Source organism: Mycobacterium sp. ACS1612, from assembly GCF_001667505.1.
Classification (GTDB): Bacteria; Actinomycetota; Actinomycetes; order Mycobacteriales; family Mycobacteriaceae; genus Mycobacterium.
This window is the reverse complement of sequence record NZ_LZHZ01000063.1, coordinates 247224-265048: the sequence shown is the minus strand read 5'-3', so window position 1 is coordinate 265048 and position 17825 is coordinate 247224. Positions and strand designations below refer to the sequence as shown.

Below are 17825 nucleotides of genomic sequence, written 5' to 3'. Positions count from 1 at the left end.
ATCTCAACCCAACACGGGAAGCGTGCGCTGCGCAGCCAGTTCGTCCAGCGCCCGCTGCATGACGTGCCGAACATGGGCGTCGACCTCGTCGATGTCGGGGTCCTCGCCGAACTCGGCGACGATGTCGATCGGCGGCAGCACCTGCATGACGATCTTGGCGGGCAACGGAATGTTCGGCGGGATCACCAGGCTCAGGCCGAACGGGAAGCCGAACGAGATCGGCACGATCTTGGTGCGGGCCAACCGCGCGATCGGACCCAGCCGCTTGGCCAAGCAGGTGCCGCGGGAGAGGAAAATCTGCGTTTCTTGCCCGCCGATGCCGACCGTCGGCACGATCGGCACGCCCGCGTTCAACGCGGCCTTCACGTACCCGGTGCGGCCACCGAAGTCGATCTTGTTCTCTGAGAACGTCGGCCGGTACACGTCGTAGTCGCCGCCGGGGAACACCACCACCAGGCCGCCTGAGCGCAACGCCTCGTCGGCGTTCTCGTGGTTGGCGCTGATGTAGCCGATCTTCTTGAAGAACTCTCCGGTCGGCCCCACCGACAGCATGTCGTGGCTGAGCGTGTAGAGCGGGCGGTCGTAGCCGTGCTTCTCGTAGTAGTGCGCCGACAGGATCGGCACGTCCATCGGCAGCATCCCGCCGGAGTGGTTGCTGACCAGCAGCGCACCGCCTGCCGGCATGTACTCCAGGCCGCGAACTTCTGAGCGGAAGTAGCGTTTGAGGAACGGCCGCGTGAGGCCCATGACGCGCTCGGTGAGCTCGGGATCCCACTTCGTGAGCTGCGACGTGCCGGTCGACGCCATCTGAGTCTCCCTCAAATTAGAACGTGTTCTAGTTAGGGTACATGAGCGGCCGTCCGGTTTAGAACCGCTGATGCAGGGCTACCACGTCGACAAATGACGACGCCAGGCGCCACCGTGGGAACGGCCGCTACCGGTTGGTGGCCGGCCACGGCGCGCGGCCGCCCCTGCAGTTCTGGCGAGCTGTCGACCTCGCGACGGGCCGCGAGGTGGCGATGACGCTCGTCGACCCCGACGGCGCACTGCCGGAAGAATTCGTGCACGAGATCCTCGCCCGAACCATCCGCCTCAAAGGCGTCGACATGCCCGGCCTCGCGCCGGTGAACGAGGTGTTCTACACCGGACGGTTCGGCGTCGTAGTGGCCGAGTGGATCGACGGCGGCAGCCTCGAGGAGATCGCGGCTACCGCACCATCGGCCATCGGCGTCGCCAGCGCGATGCAGTCGTTGGCCGCCGCCGCGGATGCCGCCCACCGGGCCGGGCTGCTGCTGTCGGTGGACTGCCCGGCGCGGGTGCGCGTCGGCCTCGACGGCCACGCGGCGCTGGCGTTCCCCGCGACACTGCCGGACGCGACGGTCGCCGCCGACCTCCGCGGCATCGGCGACGCGATGCGGGTGCTGCTGAACCGCGAGCCAGGGTTGCCGTATCTGGTCGCCACCACGTTGGCGGGCCTGCATCAGGAAGACGACGGAATCGCTAGCGCTGCAACACTTTTGACGTTGCTGCGAGCGGCCACCGACGACGAGGTCGGCGGGGGCAGGGTGATGCCGCCGCTGCCGACGCCCCCGCCCGGCCAGTACGCGGCCTTCAGGAACTTCGGACCGGACGAGCGGGCCGCCGCGGCGCGTCGCGGGGTGTTGCGGTTGGGCCTCGTGACGACGGCGGTGATCGTCGCGCTCGCGCTCGCGGGTCTGGGATCGAGCCTGAACAGCATCCTCGACGAGGACCGTGACGCCGGCGGGCTCGACACCGACAAACTGGGGCTGAACACATCGTCGGTCGCGCCCCCGCCGCCGCGGGCGCTGACCAGCGCGGCGGCGCCAGGCGAGCGGGTGCCGCTTGCGGCGGCGGCGGTGTTCTCGCCTGGCGGTTCGCCCGACAGCCCCGCCGAGGCGGGGGCGGCGATCGACGGCGACCCGGCGACCGCCTGGTCGACCGACACGTATTACGACGCCGAACCGTTCCCGAAGTTCAAGCCCGGCATCGGGCTGTTGGTGCAACTGGCAGGACCGACCGCGATCAGCGCGGTGACCGTCGACCTGAACAGCACCGATACCGTCGTGCAGGTGCGGGCGGCCGCGAACAACCAACCGGCGGCGCTGACCGACACGACCGACCTCACCGCACCGACGCCGATGCGGCCGGGGCGAAACCGGATTCCGGTGAGCGCCTCGGCACCTGTGTCGAATGTCGTGGTGTGGATCTCCACTCTGGGCTCGGCGGACGGTAAGAGCCGGTCCGCCATTTCCGAGATCGAGTTGGAGGCTGCGTCGCCGCCGGCGTGAACCGGTCGGGCTAGCATCACCGGCGTGACAGACAACAGCGAAAATGTAGTCCTGGTCGAGCAGCGCGACCGGATCCTGATCATCACCATCAACCGTCCAGAGGCGAAGAACGCCGTGAACGCCGCGGTGAGTCAGGGCTTGGCGGATGCGGTCGACCGACTCGACGACGATCCCAGCCTTTCCGTCGGCATCGTCACCGGCGCCGGTGGCTCGTTCTGCGCGGGCATGGACCTCAAAGCCTTCGCACGCGGCGAGAACGTGGTGGTCGAGGGCCGTGGCATGGGCTTCACCGAACGTCCGCCGGTCAAGCCGTTGATCGCTGCGGTCGAAGGTTTCGGACTCGCCGGTGGCATGGAGTTGGCTCTTGCCTGCGATCTGATCGTGGCGTCGACGGACGGCGCCTTCGGTATCCCGGAGGTCAAGCGCGGCCTGGTCGCCGGCGGCGGCGGACTGTTGCGACTGCCACAGCGCATCCCGCCCGCCATCGCGATGGAGTTGGCGTTGACCGGCGATCGGCTGCCCGCGCAGCGTGCGCTGGAACTCGGTCTGGTCAACGCGCTCGCCGAGCCCGGCAAGGTGCTGGACGCCGCGATCGAACTCGCTGAGCGAGTCACGGTCAACGGGCCGCTGGCCGTCGCGGCGACCAAGCGGATCATCGTCGAATCGCGGGGCTGGAGCCCCGATGAGATGTGGGCCAAGCAGACCCGGATTCTGATGCCGGTGTTCAGCAGCAACGACGCCAAGGAAGGTGCGATCGCGTTCGCCGAGAAGCGCGCACCGAAGTGGACTGGCACCTGACGGTTTTCCGGGGCGGCGTGGCGGGCAACCCGTGGGCATGGATCTGCCACTGCCGGATTACGACCAGCTGCCACTGACCGAACTGCGGCACCGCATCCGCAGCCTCGACGAGCAACAGTTGCGAGGTCTCTTCGCCCACGAGGAGTCTCACGGCAACCGCATCCCGGTGCTGGAACTGCTGCATGCCCGCTTGCGGGAGCTGACCCATGGCGCTGAGCCGTCGCCGGGCGACCCGGCCAAAGCACCGGGCGCCGCGCATACGCCGCACGGCTCTACGGTCAGCGAGTCGACCGCCGCCGAACCTGGCACTCCGCTGCGGCACGGCGTGGCGAACCAGACGCCGTCGCGAGGGCGCCCCTAGCCACCGTCCGGGCGCAGCAGGTTCTCCGGGTGGTGGTAATCGTTCACGCGTGATTGCCCACTGTCGAGGTGCGGTGGTGGGATCCATTCGGTGCGGCCGTCGCGGCGTTTTCTTGTCGTCCAGCCACCGGGCTTGACGGCCCGGTTGTCCTTGGGGCAGCCGAGCGCGAGATCGTCGACGTCGGTCTGGCCGTTGTGGGCCCAGTCGTCAACCGCGTGGTGTGCCTGGCAGTTGGCCCCGGCGACGGTGCAACCGGGGCGGGTACAGCCGCGATCCCTTGCCAACAGCACGATGCGCTGATCAGCCGACGCGATCCGCCGAGTCCGACCCAGATACAGCGCCCGACCGGTGCGCTTGTCGAAGATTGACAGGTAGTGATAGGCGTGGCTGGCCATCCTGATCACCGTCGGCATGGGTAGCAGCGTTCCCGTGGCGGTGACCGCTCGGCCGCAGCCCGCTTCGAGTTCCTGCAGCGTGGTGGACACGACGATGGTCACGGGCAAGCCATTGTGTTGGCCGAGTTCGCCGGAGCTCAAGAGCATGCGGCCCATGGCTTTCAACGCGTCGTGGTTGCGTTGGGCCTGGGACCGATGGTCGTTGTCGATCTGCTCTTGGCTGGGGGTCCCTGTCACGCAAGGGGTTTCGTCGTCGGGGTGGCACATCCCCGGTGCGGCCAACTTCGATAGGACCGCGTCGAAGGTGGCCCTCGCTTCAGGGTCGAGCCGACCGGTGATTGTGCTGGTGCCGTCGGCCTCTTGTTTCCCGACGGCCACGCCTCTGCGCTTGGCCCGGTCGACGTCGGAGAAGTCGCCATCCGGATGCACGAGGGACATTAACCGCTCGGCGGCCTTGCGCAGCGTGTCCGGGGTGTGGTCGGCCGCAAGGCTCGCCAAGGTGGCTTCGCACTGTTGACGGGTTTCGGGATCAACGGCGTCAGGCAGGTCGGTGAAAAACTGGCGAATGATTCGCACATGGTCGGTGCCGATGGTTCCTGCGGCCTGAGCCGCGGTGACATTCGGCAGTACCGGTGCCAGCGGCTCGCCGGTAATCGCAGTGCGGGGGCCGAGATCGGCTGCTTCATCGAGCAGTTGGCGGGCGGTCGCGCGGCTGATGCGTAGCCGGTTGGACAACACATCCGGCCACGACGTTCCACCCAATTCACGCGGGCTGGTCTGCATCACCAGCTGCGCGGTGAGTCGGTGATCGACAGCGCATTGGCGGCGGGCGACCGTTTCCAGCCGGTCTTTGATCGCCAATGCCTGTGGGCCGTTGAGCGCGTCGAAGGACAGCGCTGCCAACTCGGCTTGTGCCGCGTCGAACCGGTCCACCGCGGCGACGATGGCCGCCGGATCAGGTATGACGCGCGTCCTCATGTGTTCGAACACTAGTTCGAACTGCTGACAACTGCAGAGAGTTATCCACAGGTTGAGCGGTCAGCCCGTCAGCGTGGCGATCTCTTCCGCGATGTTGCGGCGGGCGCGTTCCTCCCACCGCTGCCGCCCTTCGGCGGTGTAAAACAACGGCCCATCGAGTAGCGCCGAAAGTACCTGCGCCCGTGCGGGTTTGAAGACCTCGTCGGGGACGGCGGCGTACTCCTCGCGGACCGCTTGCGCATACGCCAGGTACCGCATCGGCTCACTGCCCAGCACCGACAGGTCGGCGTCGCTGAGCACCGCACCGTTGACGTCCTCATCGGCGACCTTGTGCGTCTTGGTGACGAGCACCAGCCGGGCCACCTCGTCGCGGATCGGTGCTGACGCCAGCAGATCGCGCGCCAGCTCCGCGGAGCGGTCCTCGTTGTCGTCGCGGCCGATGTCGTAGATCGCATCGTGGAACCACGCCGCCAGTTCCACGGCCTCGCGGTCGAACTCGATGCCCGCGTCAGCGAGCTGACCGATCGCGTCGAGCATCTCGTGCAGATGCGCCACGTTGTGATGCCTGCGGTGCGTCTCCGACCACCGCGCCAGCAGATCCTCGCGTAGTTCCTCAGTCAGATGGGCGGCCACCACGCCAGTGTCGCACCGGGTTGACCTCAACCCGTATTGAGGTCGCAGGATGACGGCATGGACGTCGCCGCCTATTTCGACCGGATCGGTTACCGCGGCCCAGCAGACCCGACAATCGACACCGTGCGCGCACTGGTGGCCGCACACAACCGCGCCATCCCGTTCGAGAACCTCGACCCGCTACTCGGCATTCCCGTCGTCGACCTCAGCGCCGCCGCCCTGACCGACAAGCTGGTGCACCGCCGCCGCGGCGGCTACTGCTACGAACACAACGGGCTGATGGGCTACGTCCTGGAAGAGTTGGGCTACGGCGTCGAACGTTTTGCGGGTCGGGTGGTCTGGACGAATCCTGACGGTCCGCTGCCCGCACAGACCCACCAGGTGCTGGGCGTGAGCATGCCCGGGGGCGACAGACGACTCTTGGTCGACGTGGGCTTCGGCGGGCAGACGCTGACCTCGCCGATCCGGCTGGAGGCAGGACCGGTGCAGGAGACGCGACACGAGCCGTACCGCCTTACTCAGCGGGCAGAGGGCTACCAACTGGAGGCACAGATTCGCGGCGCGTGGCAACCGCTGTACATGTTCACCACTTGCCCGCAACCTCGTATCGACCTCGAGGTCGGAAGTTGGTATGTGTCAACGTATCCGGAGTCGCGGTTCGTCACCGGACTGACCGCCGCGGTGGTGCAGGACGACGCCAGGTACAACCTGCGCGGCCGTCACCTGGCGATCCACCGCGCGGACGGCACCGAGCAGATCACCTTCGACACCGCGGCGGGTGTGCTCACCGCGTTGACCGACCGCTTCGGCATCGACGTGGCCGACCTCGGCGACCGCGCTGACGTGGCGGCGCGCATCACCGAGGTGCTGGACAGCTGACCACCACGTCCCACGGATCAGCCGCCGCCAGCACCATCCGGCCGAGGCGCCGCGCATGGGTCGCCGTCGTGCCGAAATCGTCGACCCAGCTACGGGCAGGCATTGTGTACAGCCACAGCCGGTGTTCCGCCGTGACACCGATGGCGCCGTGCAGTTGGTGGGCGATCGTCGTCACCGGATCGACCGCCCGGCCGACCGCCACCTTTGCGACCGTCACCGCATAGTCGGTCGCGGCATGACCGAAGCCGTGGTCCGCCGCGGCCGCGACTGCCAATGCCGTTGCCGCGCGGGCGCGTTCGATCTCACCAGCCATGGCGGCGAGCGAATGCTGCACGGCCTGGAACTTGTTGAGCGTGCGGCCGAACTGCACCCGCTCCGCGGTGTGCGCGACGGTGAGCGCGCACGCCCCGTCCAGCGCGCCGACGATCTGGTTGCACCGCGCCCATGCGCCGCGCCGGGTCAGTTCGGCGGCCACCTCGATGTCGGCGACGCGGGTGTCACCGACTGGGATGTCGAACGGGAAGGAGCCCTGTGCCACCCCGTCGATGAGCGCGACGTGCAATGCCCCGGACCTCCGTGCCGCCAGCACGACCGTGCTTGTCGGCCACGGTACGTGATGGGCGGTCCCCGTGATGCGGCCGTCGCGTTCGGTGGCGTCGGCGATCGCCACGGTCAGCGGTCCCGCCGCGGGCACCGCCAGCCCGACCGTGTCCGCAAGCCACACCGCGAGCAGATCCGTCTCCGCAATCGGCACGGCGGCAGCATGTTTCGCCAAACCGGACAACACCACCGCCGCGTCCGCCGGCCCGGCGTCCTGCCTGCTGGTCAGCCGGGCCAGCCCGGTGTCCTCCAGGTTGCGCCACAGGTCGTCACCGGTCGACCTGCTGCACAGGTCGTCGATCAGTTGCGTCAACTCGCTCATCGCGCCCCCATGCTCTTGGCCACCACGCCGCGCAGCACCTCGTTCGTCCCGCCTCGCAGCGTGAACAGCGGTGAATGCACCCGTGCGGCGGACACCAACGCGCGCAACGGTTCTGGCTCCTCGACATAGTCGAGCAGGTCGGCGACCAGTTCGACGGAATCCTGCTCGAAGCGCGTACCCAGATCCTTCACCAGCGCCGCCCTGGTGGCCGCGTCCTGTCCGTCGGCCAGCGTGCGGGCCACCGAGATCGACAGCTGCCGCAGCGAAATCAGCCGCGCCACAAGGTCGCCCACGTCGGCGGCAACGCCGTCGTCGACGTCGCCCAGCGCGCGGATCGCACTGAAGATCAGTGTCGCGGTGGACAGGATCCGCTCCGGTCCGCTGCGCTCGAAGCCCAATTCGGCGGTGACCTGGTGCCAGCCGTCGCCGATCTGCCCCAGCACGTCCTCGTCGGGGATGAACACGTCGGTGAAGAGCACCTCGTTGAAGTGGTGTTCGCCGTTGAGCAACTTGATTGGGCTGATCGTGATGCCCGGCGCCGAGGTCTGCACAATGAACTGCGAGAAGCCGGCGTGCCGATGTTGCGGGTCCAGCGGGCTGGTTCGCGCCAAAACGACGATCTGATGCGCGACGTGCGCGCCGCTGGTCCACACCTTCGTCCCGTTGAGCACCCAGCCGCCGTCGGTGCGGGTGGCTCTGGCCTGCGCGGCGGCCAGGTCCGAGCCTGCGCCGTGCTCGCTCATCCCGATCGCCGAGTACAGCCGCCCCGCGGCGATCCGCGGCAGCAGGCGGCGTCGCTGTTCCTCGGTGCCGTAGGACAGCAGCGCGGGCGAGACCTGCCGGTCGGCGATCCAGTGCGCCGCGACGGGCGCACCGTGTGCGAGCAGTTCCTCGGTGACGACGTACCGGTGCAGATAGCCCAGCCCGCGACCGCCGTACTCCGTCGGGATCGTCAGGCCGACGAATCCGGCGTCGGCCAGTCGGCCGGAGAAATCGGGGTCCCATTTCGCCAGCCAACAGTCGACGGCGGGTTCCCAGCCGTACCGCGCGCGATCGGCGGCCAGGAACTCGCGGACAGAACTCCGCAGCCGGCCCAGTTCGCCGTCGTTGGCGCACAACGCATCGAATTCGCTCACTGGGCACCAGAGTCTAGTGAGCCGCCAACGCAGCAAGAATTGTCATGTCCCGACCGCGGGCCGCCGACCATACTCGGTAACCGTGACCGATCCAGCACGCCGGGACCGACTGCGTGAACTGCTCGACGCGGTCGTCGACGCGGACAACACCGACCTCGGCGACATGGCGCGCAGCAGCTACGCCTCGGAGTTCCATTTCTCCCGTGAGGTGCGGCGGCTGACCGGCGAATCGCCGGCCGCGCTGCGGCGCAGGATCATGCTCGAGCGCGCGGCATGGCGCCTGCACCGCGGCGAGTCGGTGTCAGCGGTCGCCGCCGCCGAGCGGTGGTCGTCGGCCGAGGTGTTCTCGCGAGCCTTCAGCCGCACGTTCGGTGTGCCGCCGTCCCGCGCCGCCGAGGTCCAGTTTCGGCTGCCTGCGCCCAACGGTCTGCACTTCCATCCGCCTCAGTCGCTGTGGCTGGACAGCGACGGCGACAGCAAGGAGCCCGACATCTCTGCACTCATGGTCGCGCACGACGTCGCCGATACCGCGTACCTGATCGACCAGGCCGCCCAGTTGTCCGAAGCGCAATGGACGCAGGAGATCTCACCGGGACAGGTGATCCTGGACTGGGACGGTCCCGAGCCAAGCGTCGGCGCCGTGCTCGGTGCGATCGTCTGGACCAAAGAGGTGTGGCTGGCCACCATCGAAGGCCGCGACTTCCCGAGCCGGGCGGCCACCAAGTCGACCACCCCGCAAGCGCTCGCCGCCCACCACGACGAGATCGCAAAACGCTGGGCTGCAATGGTTTCCGAGTACACCGCGGACGGACGCCTCGGCGACACGGTGATCGACGCGCTGTGCGACCCGCCCGAGTCGTTTCAGCTGTACGGCATCGTCGCACACGTGCTGACCTACTCGGCGCACCGGCGCGAACTCACCCGCGCGATGCTGGCCCGGCACGGCGTGCGGACCGGCGCGGGCGATCCGCTGGCCTGGATGAGAGGGAATTGACATGGCGACCGTCTACTTCACCGCGTCCAGCTTGGACGGCTACATCGTCGACGAAGCAGACAGCTTGGACTGGTTGACATCTCGCGCCGTCGACCCGAACGGGCCGTTCGGATATGACGCGTTCATCAAGGGTGTCGGCGCGTTGGTGATGGGTTCGGCGACCTACGAATGGGTGAAGAACAACCATCCCGGCGACTGGATGTACGACCAGCCGTCCTGGGTGCTGACCCACCGCGCGCAGATCGTCGAGGACGGACATCCGGTCCAGGTGTTCGACGGCGACGTCGAACAGTTGCATCCTAAGTTGGTGTCGGCGGCGACGGGTAAGGACGTGTGGGTGGTCGGCGGCGGCCAGACGGCCGCACATTTCGTCGCGGCAGGCCTGATCGACGAGATGATCGTGACGTACACGCCGTGCTCGCTCGGTGGTGGCTCGCGGCTGCTGCCGACGCGCTCCGAGTGGGCGTTGGTCGAATCCGGCGTCAACGGCGACTTCGTCTGCGCGCGGTGGCGCAGAGCCTAGTCGTGGCCGGGCAGTCCGTAGCGGCGGACGAATTCCCTTGACTTGATCAGGAATTCGAGCTCTGCGGCGACATCCCGCAGCGGGTCGACCTTGCGTGTCGACCGGCACAGCAGCACCGCGCCCTCCAACGACGCGATGCACGTGATGGCCAACGAGGCCGCGCAGGGCTCGTCAAAGCCGTCACTGACGAACGCGCGGGTGAGCGCATCGCGCCACCGGCTGAAGATGCTGCCCGCGACGGTGGTCAGCTGGGGTTCGTCGGCGGCCGACCCGATTGCCGCGGCCACCACGGGACAGCCTGCGGTGAAATCGCTTTCGACGAGCAGGTCCTCCCAGAACGTGACGAACCTGCGAACGAGGTGCATACCGCCCTTGGCGGCGGCCTCGTCGATGACATCGGAGACCAGGTTGCTGGCGTACTGCAACGCCTCGGTCAGTATCTGGTTGCGGCCCTCGGGGAAGTGGTAGTACACCGAACCGCGCGGCGCGCCGCTGCGGGCGAGCACCTCGTCGATGGTGACGCCGGCCGCTCCGCGCTCGCGCAGCACTTCAGCGGCGCTGATCAACATCTTGGTGCGCGTCGACCCGCGTTTGGTCCCGGTCTTGGTCGCGGTGGACAGAACTACCCCCAACGCTTGGTCAGGCAGCGCGCCTCAGCTGCGATGGACGCCAACTAAAGGGGCGCGGGCTGAAGTGGAACAACCGACGACGGGGCCCGTGCACCTCGTGCGTGAACCGGCGGCCGGCGAAGTTGACCTCAACGATCCACATCGGGTGCCTCCCTGTCTATGCCAAACAGCATAAACTTGGCAACACATGGGCGCAACGAATGTATTCCCCATCACACTTGGTTCAGTTGACGCGCAGGTGAACGGCGTATTGCGCTCGCTGGGCACCCAGGCATTATGGTGCCGAGCATAATCGGTGCGTTCCCAGCTCAGACCGACTCGGATGCGTAGGGTGACAACCATGACCGCGCGTCTGTGCAGGTCGTTCACGGCCGCTTTGTGTGCCGCCGCGGTGCTGGCCGCTCCGACGGCCGCCGCTGCTCCGCTGGATCAGAACGGCTACAACGGCGCCCCGACGCCGAGGTCGGGCGGCCCGGTGCCGACCATGAACGGTGTGCCGTGCGTGGCCGGCCATCTCGGCACGTGCACCGGCTTCGCGCAGAATCAGCCGAGGCCCACCAAGCCGCGGGCATCGTTCGGCCACTGACGCAGGCCGGGCTAGATCTCCGGCGTGTAGCCGAACGGCAGCAGGATGCTCTTGGCCTCGCAGTACTGCTCGATGCCTTCCGGACCGTTCTCGCGGCCGAGGCCCGAGTTCTTGTAGCCGCCGAACGGGGCGCCCGGATCGAACGCGTACATGTTGACCGCGTACGTGCCGGTGCGGATCTTCTTGGCGATCTCGACGGCTTTCGGGAAGTCGGTGGTGAACACGCTGCCCGCCAACCCGTAGACCGAGTCGTTGGCGATGCGGATCGCGTCCTCCTCGGTGTCGAACGGGATGATCGCCAGCACCGGCCCGAAGATCTCCTCCTGGGCGATGGTCATCGAATTGTCCACATCGGCGAACACCGTCGGCTGGACAAACCAGCCGCCGTCAAGTCCTTCCGGCCGACCGCCGCCGGTGACAATCCGCGCGCCCTCCTCGACGCCCTTGCGGATGTAGCCCTCGACGCGCTCGCGCTGCTTCTCGGAGATCAGCGGGCCGATCATCGACGCCGGGTCGTCGGGCAGGCCCACCGGCATCGCCGCGACGGCGGCCGACACCTTCTCGACCACCTCGTCGTAGCGCGACCGCGGCGCGAGGATGCGGGTCTGGCCGACGCAGGCCTGCCCGCAGTTCATCAGGCCGGAGAACACCAGCATCGGCAGCGTCGAGTCCAGGTCGGCGTCTTCGAGGATGATCGCAGCGGACTTGCCGCCGAGTTCGAGCGTGCACGCCTTGAGCTTCTCGGCGGCGAGCTTGCCGATCTCCTTGCCCACCGCGGAGCTTCCGGTGAACGTGAACTTGTCCAATTCCGGGTTGGCGGTCAACGCGCGCCCGGTCTCGGGGCCGCCTGGCACCACCGACAGCACGCCCTCGGGCAGGCCGGCCTCGGCGAACACCTCAGCCAAAGCGTTGGTGGACAACGGGGTTTCGGCAGCAGGCTTGAGCACGACGGTGCACCCGGCCAGCAGCGCGGGGCCCAGCTTGTTGACGGCGAGGAACAGCGGGACGTTCCACGCGACCACCGCGCCGACGACGCCGACCGGCTCCTTGGTGACCAGCGTCTGGCCGTAGATGCCGTCGCGGATCTCGTTCCACGTGTACTTGTCGGCGGCGCCGGCGTAGAACTGCAGCGTCGACACCGAGGCGCCGTACTGCATCATGTCCACGATCGTCGGCGGCTGGCCGGTCTCCAGCTTCAGCAGATGCTTGAAAAGATCGGCACGATCCTCGAGCAGCTTGAGCGCGCGGCCGATCACCGCGGCCCGCTCGGCGGGCGGCGTCTGGGGCCACGGGCCCTCGTCGAACGCCCTGCGTGCGGCGGCGCAGGCCGCATTCACGTCCGCCTCGGCCGCCAACGGCACCTGCCCGACCTTCTCACCCGTCGCGGGGGAGAACACCTCGATGACCTCTTCTGTCGACGGCTCGACCCATTTACCGCCGATGAACAGCTTGTCGTAGTCGGTCTTGTACGCGGTGTCCACACTCTGTGTCATGAGCGTCACACTACCCACTGATCCGAAAAACGAGAACCTGTTCCAGTTCAGTCGCTCACGAGGGCCGAAGCACGAGCACCAGATTGCTCACCGCGAATTCCCGCAACCCCGGCACGCCGGTCAGCCACCACGCCCATCGCGGGTGGTAGCGGGGAAATGCGGCGACGAGGGCGCCGGTGCTCGCGGCCCATTGCAGACCGTCGGACACCGACACCGCGAACAACGACGATCCGTAGTCATTTTTGGGCCGATGGCCGTGCCTGCGGGTATAGCGCGCTGCCGCGCGAGCCCCGCCGAGGTAGTGCGTGAGGCCCATCTCGTGGCCGCCGAACGGCCCCAGCCACACGGTGTACGACAGCACCGCCAGGCCGCCGGGCCTGGTCACCCGCAGCATCTCGCGGCCCAGGCGCCACGGCTGCGGCACATGCTCGGCAACGTTGGACGACAGGCAGATGTCGATGCTGCCGTCGGCGAACGGCAGCGCGGTGCCGGACGCCCGCACGTACGGGGTCCGGCGGTCGTCGGCGGCAGGACCGGCGTGCATTTCGGCCGGATCCGGCTCCACTCCGATGTAGCGCATCCCCGCGGCGTTGAACGCGTCTGCGAAATAGCCTGGGCCACCGCCGATGTCGACGACGGTCCGGCCCGCAGGTGGCCCGCCGCCGACGCCGCGCCACAGGTCGCCCACCATCGTCGCGGTGTCCTTGGCGAGCTCGCCGTAGAACCGGGCGGGGTTGGGCTGCTCGTAGCGGAACTGGCTGAGCAGCCGCAGCGACCGGCGTAGGTTCGCCCGTCGGGCGAAGACATCGGTCACGGCCATCAACCAGACCCTAGCCAGCGGATAGTCTGGGCGGCGATGTCCGCACCCGTCCGCTCCGTGTTGCTGCTCTGCTGGCGCGACACCGGGCACCCGCAAGGTGGCGGCAGCGAGGCCTACCTCGAGCGCATCGGCGCCCGACTGGCCGCATCCGGCGTGCGGGTCACGCTGCGCACCGCCCACTATCCGGGCGCTCGACGGCGTGAGGTCAAAGACGGCGTGCAGATCAGCCGCGCAGGTGGGCCGTACTCCGTCTACATCTGGGCCGGGCTGGCGATGGTGCTGGCGCGCATCGGCCTCGGCCCGCTGCGCAAGGCGAGGCCGGACGTCGTCATCGACACCCAGAACGGCCTGCCGTTCATGGCGCGGTGGGCGTTCGGCAGGCGGGTCGCGGTGCTGGTGCACCACTGCCACCGCGAGCAGTGGCCGGTGGCGGGCCCGGTGTTGGGCAGGATCGGCTGGTTCGTCGAGTCGAGGTTGTCGCCTCGGGTGCACCGCCGCAATCAGTACGTCACGGTGTCACTGCCCTCTGCGCGGGACCTCACCGGTCTGGGCGTGCGGCCCGCTCAGATCGCGGTGGTGCGCAACGGTCTTGACGAGGCGCCCCCGCAGACGCTGACCGTGTCGCGGTCGACGACGCCGCGTGTGGTCGTGCTGTCGCGGTTGGTACCGCACAAGCAGATCGAGGACGCGCTCGAAGCGGTCGCCGCACTGCGGCCCAGGATGCCGGAGCTGCACCTGGACATCCTCGGCGGCGGGTGGTGGCAGCAGCCGCTGGTCGAACACGCCGCGCTGCTGGGTATCTCCGACGCGGTGACGTTCCACGGCCACGTCGATGACCAGACCAAACACCGTGTGCTGCAACAGTCTTGGGTGCAGGTGCTGCCGTCCCGCAAGGAAGGATGGGGGTTGGCCGTGCCTGAGGCGGGGCAGCATTGCGTGCCAACGATCGGCTACCGGTCCTCGGGCGGGCTGACGGACTCGATCGTCGACGGGGTGACCGGGCTTCTGGTCGACGACCGCGACGACCTTGTCGACCAGCTGTACCGGCTGTTGACCGACCGGGTGCTGCGGGACCAACTCGGTGCCAAGGCGCAGGCCCGCAGCAGCGAATTCTCCTGGCACCAAAGCGCAGAGGCAATGCGCACGGTGCTGGAGTCCGTGCACGCGCGACGAATCGTCAGCGGCGTTCTCTAGCCGGTCATCAGCGCGTTGGGTCTCCACCCCGGCCACCGGCAGTCCCTCCGGGTCGAGCAAGCCCAACTGCACGAGCACACTGGCCTGGTCCCAGTAGATGTGTTCATGGGTGAGCTTGTCACTGCCGACCGCGCACGGTACCGCGCCAAGCTGCCGAACGTCCTCGACGTCTTCAACAGCCGGTGGCCTACCTGACCGGTCTGCGCAGTCGCCCCACCGCCAATCCCGCCAGCCCCACCGCGATCGCGGACAGCCACACCCAGTGCACACCCACCATCACGCCGCGGCCCGCCGCGACCGGATGGTCGCCGCCGACCCGGTACAGCGTGAGGTCGCCGTCGCGGTAAGCCACTGGCAGCGGCAGCTCCGGCGGGGACCACCCTGTATGCCAGATGTTTTCGACGACGACCCAGCCCACGCCCGCGGCCGCCAACCGGTTGCGGTCCGCGCCGTCAAGCACCAACTGCTGAACCTCGCGGGCGCGGTTGCCCTCGCCGGGAATGGTGCGGCCGCCGATGGTCAAATCACCCGTCGTCAACACATCGGCACGCACCCACCGCGGCAGCGGGTCGAGCACCGGCGCGTCACCCGCCCACGCGAAACGGCGCATGCTGTCCACGGGTAGCACCGCGACGGGCCGCGGATCGGCGTTGATCAGCGCCGCGGTCTGCGCCCATCCCGGCGGGTAATGCACGGCTGTCATCCTGCCGCCGACGCCCCACGCCAGATCGGGCAGCGTAACAAGCAGTGCGGCACAACAGAGGACGGCGGTGGCCGCGGCCGGGATCCGATGCCGCACCGCGACCACTGCGGCGGCACCTGCGAGCGAGTAGGCGGGCACAGCCAGTGCCACCCACTTCTGCGCGTCACGCACCACGCCGAGGCCGGGCAGCGCGCGGATGGTGGCTTCCGCGACGGCCATCCCCGGACCGGTCGCCATGGTCGCAGGGACCACGACGGCGATCGCCGCGAGGATCAACAGCGGGACCGCCTGCGGTCGCCGTACGACGGTGCGCAGCCCCAGCGCCACCACGGAAAGTAGTACCGCCGCGGAGACGATCGCGAAAGCTGTTGAGCGCGAAGCGGGTACAGCATCGGCGTTCCACATCCCGCCGAGACTGGCCAGGCTGCCCAACGTGCCGAGACCCGGTTCGGCCCTTGCGGCGAATGCGCCGACGCCGTCGGCCTGCGTCGACGACAACGACCCGGCCAGCGCCGCCGCGGTCAGCCACGGCAGCGCCGCCAGCACCGAGGCGGCCAGCGCCATCGTCGCGCACCACCATCGCGGGCGGCCCGCGCCTGGCACGAAGACACACGTCAACGCGACCGTCGCGGCCAGCATCACCCCGGTGGGCGTCAACCCGGCCAGCCCGATCCAGAACACCAACGCGCACACCTCGACCCACGGTGTGACGTCCGGCGTTCGCAGTCGCAGCATCGTCGTCGCCACCCACGGCAGGCAGCCGTAACCGACCATCAAGCTCCAATGCCCCTGCAGAAGACGTTCGGCGACATAGGGATTCCAGATCGCGATGGTCACCGCGACGACCTGACCGGCCACACCTGCCTCCGGCAGCAGGACCGACGCCAACCTGGCCGCGCCCCAGCCCGCCAGGAAGAGCCCGCCCACCAACAGCGCCTTGACCACCAGGCCGCCGTCGACGATCTCGGTGGCCATCGCGATCGCGAAGTCCTGAGGCAACGCCCGCGGTGCGGCTTCCGACAACCCGAGCGCCGCATCGGACACATACGACCGCGGCGTCGACACCGCGTCGCGCAGCAACAGATATCCGGGTGCCAGCAGCGGCCCCGTCACCAGCAGAGCGAGCGCCAGCGCGTACGCCGGCGCGAGGAGGCGCCTGATCAGACCGGGCGGTCGGGAGGCAGATCCGTCGGCCGCGGCGCGGGCAGCTTCTCGGTCTTGGCCTCGGCGCCTGGAACCTGGATGCCCCGGGTGTCAAAGAAGTTGTGGTCCGCCTCGTCGAGCCCGGGATCGATCAGCGCCGACTCTGCACGCAGGCTGAACGACCCGAGCAACGCGCCGCCGACGACGGCCACCAACCCGATCGCGGTGAACGTGATCGGCAGGATGCGGCCCCACAGCCCCAGCCTGTCGCGCTCGTCGCGCGCGCTGGCCACCTGGGATTCCACGGTGTCCTCGGTGGAGGTGACGGTGTAGTCCGCGAACGTCACCTCGGGCTTGAGCGGCTCACGTGCGTAGTAGTGGAAGCCGTGCTCCTTCTGCTTGACGATCGTGCCGGACACCGGGTCCACCCAGAATGTGCGCTGCGCGGCGTAGTACCGCGTCAGGGTGATCGACTCGTCCGGGTTGCCCGGCAGCCCCCACAATGAGGCCCGCGCGGTGACCTCGGCGTCGGCGTCGTCGTCGTACAGCGACGAGTACTTGACCGGCTCGACCAGCTTGCCATCGGCGTCGTAGCCGACGTTCTGGCTGAACTTGTAGGTGGTCAGCCCGTTGACGTCTTCCTCGCCGTCGTAGTTGGCGTCGAACGCCTTCTGCGCGATCGGGTCGAACACCGGATAGGTGCGCTTCTCGGTGTCGAACGGGAACCGGTAGGCCAGCCCGTCGTGCGGAAGGGCGATGTTGGTCGGCGGCACGGTGTCGTCGACGGCGCGCGGCTTTTGCACGGCACCGCCCGGGTTGCTTTCGCTGGAGACCGCGGTCGCGGTCCTGCGGTTGACCGTAACCGTGTCGACGAGCGCCAGCAACAGACCCGCGTCCTGCTGCTTGTCCGTGCGGCGCAGCGTGTTACCGACCTGCAGGGTGACGACGTCGGCGTTCGAAGGCGCCTCTACGCTGATCTGCTGCTGCTGCACGACCGGGACGTTCTTGTTGATCACGAACTTGTCGGAGTTCAGCGACTCCGGATCGAACACGGTGCCGGTGCCGTCGGCGACCAGGGTGGCGTCCAGGTTCAGCGGGATCTTGGCGATCTTGCCCTTGGTGTACGTGGACAGCAGCAACGCGGCAATCAACAGGGCGGCCCCCAGCCCCAAGATTCCGCAGGCTGCTATGCGCATCGCCACGGTGCGGTTCAAGCCGCCCTCCTTCACTTACCCGACAGACCACTTCGCCCCCGCCCCGACCAGGGACTGGCGGCAAACCCGTTCGACCCTAACAGTCCAAACTAAAGCCGATCCTTACTACGAATGC

General features: G+C 68.3%; 18 protein-coding genes. 8 read left to right on the top strand and 10 right to left on the bottom strand.

Annotation, left to right across the window (positions count from 1 at the left end; translation table 11 throughout):
• Positions 1-3: 3 nt before the first annotated feature.
• A complete protein-coding gene (locus A5724_RS26540) occupies positions 4-807 on the bottom strand; it encodes a lysophospholipid acyltransferase family protein (protein ID WP_067809264.1) in 804 nt (267 codons plus the stop codon).
• A gap of 137 nt (positions 808-944) precedes the next feature.
• Here A5724_RS26540 and A5724_RS26535 point away from each other — a divergent pair, with 137 nt between their 5' ends.
• Genes A5724_RS26535 through A5724_RS26525 form a run of 3 tightly spaced genes read left to right on the top strand, consistent with a single transcriptional unit; the run spans position 945 to position 3468 of the window.
• Complete coding sequence (locus A5724_RS26535) at positions 945-2309, top strand: hypothetical protein (protein WP_067809262.1); 1365 nt, start codon at positions 945-947, stop codon at positions 2307-2309.
• 15 nt (positions 2310-2324) lie between these two features.
• Positions 2325-3107 carry a crotonase/enoyl-CoA hydratase family protein gene (locus A5724_RS26530; RefSeq protein ID WP_067809260.1) on the top strand — a complete coding sequence of 261 codons (783 nt, stop codon included), beginning with the start codon at positions 2325-2327 and terminating at the stop codon, positions 3105-3107.
• Positions 3108-3144: 37 nt separating this feature from the next.
• Entirely contained in the window at positions 3145-3468 is a 324-nt protein-coding gene (locus A5724_RS26525; RefSeq protein ID WP_067809258.1) for a hypothetical protein, read from the top strand.
• On the opposite strand, the gene A5724_RS26520 is transcribed toward A5724_RS26525, so the two are convergent.
• Positions 3465-4841, bottom strand: coding sequence for an HNH endonuclease signature motif containing protein (locus A5724_RS26520; RefSeq protein ID WP_082965304.1), 1377 nt, complete (start codon positions 4839-4841; stop codon positions 3465-3467). The two genes, A5724_RS26525 and A5724_RS26520, sit on opposite strands and share 4 nt — an antisense overlap.
• 60 nt (positions 4842-4901) lie before the next feature.
• The gene (locus tag A5724_RS26515; RefSeq protein ID WP_067809560.1) at positions 4902-5474 is read right to left on the bottom strand and encodes a hypothetical protein; all 573 of its coding nucleotides are present in this window, start codon (positions 5472-5474) and stop codon (positions 4902-4904) included.
• A 57-nt stretch (positions 5475-5531) separates the two neighbouring features.
• On the opposite strand from A5724_RS26515, the gene A5724_RS26510 reads away from it, so the two are divergent.
• Positions 5532-6353: an arylamine N-acetyltransferase gene (locus A5724_RS26510; RefSeq protein WP_067809257.1), complete on the top strand. Its 822-nt coding sequence runs from the start codon at positions 5532-5534 to the stop codon at positions 6351-6353.
• On the opposite strand, the gene A5724_RS26505 is transcribed toward A5724_RS26510, so the two are convergent.
• Both A5724_RS26505 and A5724_RS26500 read right to left on the bottom strand, forming a co-directional pair.
• Positions 6331-7275: an acyl-CoA dehydrogenase family protein gene (locus tag A5724_RS26505; protein WP_067809255.1), complete on the bottom strand. Its 945-nt coding sequence runs from the start codon at positions 7273-7275 to the stop codon at positions 6331-6333. The genes A5724_RS26510 and A5724_RS26505 overlap by 23 nt on opposite strands.
• Positions 7272-8411, bottom strand: coding sequence for an acyl-CoA dehydrogenase family protein (locus tag A5724_RS26500; protein WP_067809253.1), 1140 nt, complete (start codon positions 8409-8411; stop codon positions 7272-7274). Before A5724_RS26500 ends, A5724_RS26505 begins: the two co-directional genes overlap by 4 nt.
• A gap of 82 nt (positions 8412-8493) precedes the next feature.
• On the opposite strand from A5724_RS26500, the gene A5724_RS26495 reads away from it, so the two are divergent.
• Together A5724_RS26495 and A5724_RS26490 are read left to right on the top strand one after the other, a co-directional pair.
• Positions 8494-9405, top strand: a complete 912-nt coding sequence (locus A5724_RS26495) for a helix-turn-helix domain-containing protein (RefSeq protein ID WP_067809251.1) — start codon at positions 8494-8496, stop codon at positions 9403-9405.
• 1 nt (position 9406) lies between these two features.
• Positions 9407-9928, top strand: coding sequence for a dihydrofolate reductase family protein (locus A5724_RS26490; RefSeq protein ID WP_067809249.1), 522 nt, complete (start codon positions 9407-9409; stop codon positions 9926-9928).
• Here the strand turns inward: A5724_RS26490 and A5724_RS26485 are convergent.
• A complete protein-coding gene (locus A5724_RS26485) occupies positions 9925-10497 on the bottom strand; it encodes a TetR/AcrR family transcriptional regulator (protein ID WP_067809555.1) in 573 nt (190 codons plus the stop codon). The genes A5724_RS26490 and A5724_RS26485 overlap by 4 nt on opposite strands.
• A gap of 400 nt (positions 10498-10897) precedes the next feature.
• Here A5724_RS26485 and A5724_RS26480 point away from each other — a divergent pair, with 400 nt between their 5' ends.
• Positions 10898-11143, top strand: coding sequence for a hypothetical protein (locus A5724_RS26480; RefSeq protein ID WP_067809247.1), 246 nt, complete (start codon positions 10898-10900; stop codon positions 11141-11143).
• An 11-nt stretch (positions 11144-11154) separates the two neighbouring features.
• Here A5724_RS26480 and A5724_RS26475 read toward each other — a convergent pair whose 3' ends face one another.
• Both A5724_RS26475 and A5724_RS26470 read right to left on the bottom strand, forming a co-directional pair.
• Positions 11155-12636, bottom strand: coding sequence for an aldehyde dehydrogenase (locus A5724_RS26475; RefSeq protein ID WP_067809245.1), 1482 nt, complete (start codon positions 12634-12636; stop codon positions 11155-11157).
• Between the two features lie 55 nt (positions 12637-12691).
• Positions 12692-13456, bottom strand: a complete 765-nt coding sequence (locus A5724_RS26470; RefSeq protein ID WP_067809243.1) for a bifunctional 2-polyprenyl-6-hydroxyphenol methylase/3-demethylubiquinol 3-O-methyltransferase UbiG — start codon at positions 13454-13456, stop codon at positions 12692-12694.
• Positions 13457-13492: 36 nt separating this feature from the next.
• On the opposite strand from A5724_RS26470, the gene A5724_RS26465 reads away from it, so the two are divergent.
• Positions 13493-14650, top strand: coding sequence for a glycosyltransferase family 4 protein (locus tag A5724_RS26465; protein WP_067809241.1), 1158 nt, complete (start codon positions 13493-13495; stop codon positions 14648-14650).
• Between the two features lie 187 nt (positions 14651-14837).
• On the opposite strand, the gene A5724_RS26455 is transcribed toward A5724_RS26465, so the two are convergent.
• Together A5724_RS26455 and A5724_RS26450 are read right to left on the bottom strand one after the other, a co-directional pair.
• Positions 14838-16466, bottom strand: a complete 1629-nt coding sequence (locus A5724_RS26455) for a hypothetical protein (RefSeq protein ID WP_232004988.1) — start codon at positions 16464-16466, stop codon at positions 14838-14840.
• 47 nt (positions 16467-16513) lie between these two features.
• Complete coding sequence (locus tag A5724_RS26450; RefSeq protein WP_067809553.1) at positions 16514-17710, bottom strand: DUF3068 domain-containing protein; 1197 nt, start codon at positions 17708-17710, stop codon at positions 16514-16516.
• Between the last annotated feature and the right edge of the window lie 115 nt (positions 17711-17825).

Excerpts from the sequence above, each read along its gene's own strand:
- A5724_RS26540 (WP_067809264.1), bottom strand. The coding sequence starts at position 807 with ATGGCGTCGACCGGCACGTCGCAGCTCACGAAGTGGGATCCCGAGCTC.
- A5724_RS26525 (WP_067809258.1), top strand. The coding sequence starts at position 3,145 with ATGGATCTGCCACTGCCGGATTACGACCAGCTGCCACTGACCGAACTG.
- A5724_RS26520 (WP_082965304.1), bottom strand. The coding sequence starts at position 4,841 with ATGAGGACGCGCGTCATACCTGATCCGGCGGCCATCGTCGCCGCGGTG.
- A5724_RS26510 (WP_067809257.1), top strand. The coding sequence starts at position 5,532 with ATGGACGTCGCCGCCTATTTCGACCGGATCGGTTACCGCGGCCCAGCA.
- A5724_RS26505 (WP_067809255.1), bottom strand. The coding sequence starts at position 7,275 with ATGAGCGAGTTGACGCAACTGATCGACGACCTGTGCAGCAGGTCGACC.
- A5724_RS26490 (WP_067809249.1), top strand. The coding sequence starts at position 9,407 with ATGGCGACCGTCTACTTCACCGCGTCCAGCTTGGACGGCTACATCGTC.
- A5724_RS26485 (WP_067809555.1), bottom strand. The coding sequence starts at position 10,497 with ATGTTGATCAGCGCCGCTGAAGTGCTGCGCGAGCGCGGAGCGGCCGGC.
- A5724_RS26480 (WP_067809247.1), top strand. The coding sequence starts at position 10,898 with ATGACCGCGCGTCTGTGCAGGTCGTTCACGGCCGCTTTGTGTGCCGCC.
- A5724_RS26475 (WP_067809245.1), bottom strand. The coding sequence starts at position 12,636 with ATGACACAGAGTGTGGACACCGCGTACAAGACCGACTACGACAAGCTG.
- A5724_RS26470 (WP_067809243.1), bottom strand. The coding sequence starts at position 13,456 with ATGGCCGTGACCGATGTCTTCGCCCGACGGGCGAACCTACGCCGGTCG.
- A5724_RS26465 (WP_067809241.1), top strand. The coding sequence starts at position 13,493 with ATGTCCGCACCCGTCCGCTCCGTGTTGCTGCTCTGCTGGCGCGACACC.